Genomic DNA, 3,244 nt, shown 5'->3' with positions numbered 1-3,244 from the left:
CGCTCAACCCCCGCTACAAAACTGGTGCCTCAATAGACGAGTTAGTCGCCACGGGTGATCTTGATGAAGCTACTGGTCAAATTTTTCGCTTTAGTTCGTCGCCATTGAGACTACATCGTCACCAAGCCCAAGCTGTCGCCAAAGCAAAAGCTCGACAAAGCTTTGTGGTAACTACAGGAACTGGTTCAGGAAAATCACTCTGTTTCTTCCTGCCGATCGTTGACACCATTGTGCGCGCACTTAGAAAAGGAGAGTCGCATCGCACACGCGCAATCATCATCTATCCGATGAATGCTTTGGCAAACAGCCAAATCAAGGAGATCGACAAATTCATTTCACAGTCTGGACTGCCGGACTCTCTGAAACCAATCGTCGCACGCTACACAGGCCAAGAGAGTAATGAAGAACGCACTAAGATTGCAAACAATCCACCCGACATTCTGCTTACTAATTTTATGATGGCAGAGCTTCTTCTCACCCGGCAGAACGAACTGGACTCCACCGTTATTGGCAATGCAACGGGCCTTGAGTTTATCGTCTTGGATGAACTTCACACCTATCGCGGACGACAGGGCGCTGATGTGGCTATCCTTGTTCGGCGGCTTCGGAACCGATGCACACCAGACAAAGCACCAATCTGCATCGGCACCTCCGCCACTATGGCCAGTGAAGGTTCCAACGCAAACAAAGCTCAAGCTGTGGCCGACGTTGCATCCCGCCTCTTCGGAGCATCCATCGGTGCTGACGCGGTAATCGACGAATCACTGCAACGAGCCACTGACGACAGCATCGGCCTCGATCAGACCAAGCATCTGCTCTCTGCAGTTCTCACAGCAGACCTGCCAAGCATTCTTACGGATGAAATTCTTTGTAAGCATCCGCTGTCGATTTGGACAGAACTCGCGATTGGACTAACAGACGCTCAAGAGTTGCGTCGTCAAGCACCCATCCCTTTCGGAGAGGCCGTGGAAAAACTCTCGCAGGACTCTGGAGTAGAACCTGATACTTGTCGCGACACCTTCATAAAATTCCTGACCCGTATCAGCCTTCCTGAATCCGCTCGGGGCGGCAAAGAATCTGGTGCCTTCCTGGCATTCAAATTGCATCGATTCATCTCCGGTGCGGGCGAAATTTTTACGACCCTCACCGCCCGCCCGCGTCGTGTTCTGTTCGAGGGGCAGCTCGAAGATCCGCTGGCTCCTGGAAACCGTCTCTATCCTACCCGCTTTTGTCGCAGTTGTGGTCATGAAGCACATGTAGTAATTCGCAAAGACGAGGCTGGAGAAATACAGTTTTTTCCGCGAAATATCGATGACACCCCACAGGACAATCTTGATGGAGACGTTGCGGGCTATCTTGTTCCGGTTGGTGATAACGATCCTGAATATCAGTTTAATGGTGATATTGAATCCTACCCTGAGGATTGGAAGGAGGAGCATAAAGGTGTTGAGCGACTGCGCCCAACACGGAAGGCGAGGATACCCGAGCGCCTCACCGTTGGACCAGATGGACTTTACTCCAGAGAAGGCGCGGCCTTCTGGTTTATTCCCGGAAAATTCGGATTCTGTCCTTGCTGCCACGAGCAACCTCATCCCAGTATGCGTGAGCGTAGCAAGTTGGCAGGCCTCTCTGGTGAAGGCAGAAGCTCTGCCACTACTCTCCTTGTTTCTACTGCACTGGAGTGGATGAATCATCCTGAAAGCGCAATGCCGCCTGAAAAACGCAAGCTGCTAGGATTCACTGATAATCGTCAGGATGCGGCGCTTCAGTCTGGACACTTTAATGATTTTCTTTTTGTAAGCCTACTGCGGGGTGGGATTCTACGTGCAGTATTAGATGCAGGCTCAGATGGAATATGCGAAGAGGATTTCGGGCTAAAAACCTTACGTGCTCTGGGTTTTACAGCCGCCAACAAAGAAGCGCGCGTCCACTGGATGCTAGAACCAGAAGCAGGCGCAGTTGGTCGCGAAGACGCGCAGCGCGCACTCGCCAAAGTGCTCGCACACCGAGTTTGGACGGATCTGCGACGTGGTTGGCGCTACACCAACCCAAGCCTCGCTGAACTCGGCATGTTAGAAGTTGATTTTATCGGATTGGATGATGTTGCAGCAGATTCAGACGCGCTCACCGCCGTATTGCCTTCTCTCGTCGATGTAACCCCAGAAAAACGACGTGAAGTGCTTAAGATCATCCTCACATTTCTCCTCCAAGGCTTGGCAGTGAATACGGAGGCTCTTGATCGCACCGTGCTCGATGGCGTTAGCCTGAAGTCCCGTAATCTTTTGCGGGCCCCTTGGGCCATCGATCAAAAAGAACCTTTGCGAGGATGTACTACACTTCTTCTACAAGCGCCCGGTAAAGATAAAGTAGGGCTTCGCGAGGAGCAAACAATTCTCCGCGCTGGTCATACTTCTCGACTTGGCCGCTTGATCAACCGTAATTCGGTGATCGGCACACGCCTGAAACGGGATGAATACCTAGATGCTATGCAAGGGCTAATGGAGCTTCTTTACAAAGAAGGACTTGTCGTACCGATCGAACTGGAAGCGGACCTTAAAGGCTGGCGGCTTGCACCATCTGCCGTTCGCATCGTACCTGGCCCGGCTGCATTAGGCAAGGTGACGGAGGGTAATAGTTTTTTTCTCAGTCATTATTCCGACATCGCTGCCGATCTTATAAACGGACGCAGCACATACTGGGGTCTAGAAGGCCGCGAGCACACGGCTCAAGTATCGCCGAGACAGCGAGAATGGAGGGAGTGGCGTTTCCGTTTTGAAGAAGATGATCTCGAAAGACTCAAGGAAACAGCCGCAGAGATGAAAGCCACAGGCGAATCGACCCAATTTCTGCCCGCCCTTTTCTGCTCTCCCACCATGGAACTTGGTGTTGATATATCCGCTCTCAATGCAGTCTATTTACGGAACGTCCCCCCTACCCCTGCAAACTATGCCCAGCGTGCAGGACGCGCGGGGCGCTCTGGACAAGCCGCCGTCATCGTCACCTACTGCGCTTCTCAGTCACCGCACGATCAGTATTTCTTCAATCGGCGCAATGAGATGGTCTCAGGAGTTGTTCGCCCACCTGCGCTTGACATCACCAACGAGGAGCTTGTCCGCTCTCACCTTCACGCCATCTGGCTCGCGGAATCCAAGATTGCGCTTTCTGCAGACATTCCAGACATCCTTGATCTCAGCCAACCGAAGTATCCATTAAAGGCTGAACTTATCGAAACTATCGGCAAACC

The 3,244-nt window shown here is 52.1% G+C and carries 1 protein-coding gene; it reads left to right on the top strand.

Annotation, left to right across the window (positions count from 1 at the left end):
- A partial coding sequence (locus tag ACIREA_RS29270) for a DEAD/DEAH box helicase (RefSeq protein WP_397385859.1) occupies positions 1–3,244 on the top strand: 3,244 nt, incomplete at both ends.

Source organism: Prosthecobacter sp. (assembly GCF_044373815.1).
GTDB lineage: Bacteria > Verrucomicrobiota > Verrucomicrobiia > Verrucomicrobiales > Verrucomicrobiaceae > Prosthecobacter.
The sequence above is the reverse complement of the archived record's forward strand: the minus strand, read 5'-3'. Positions and strand labels throughout refer to the sequence as shown.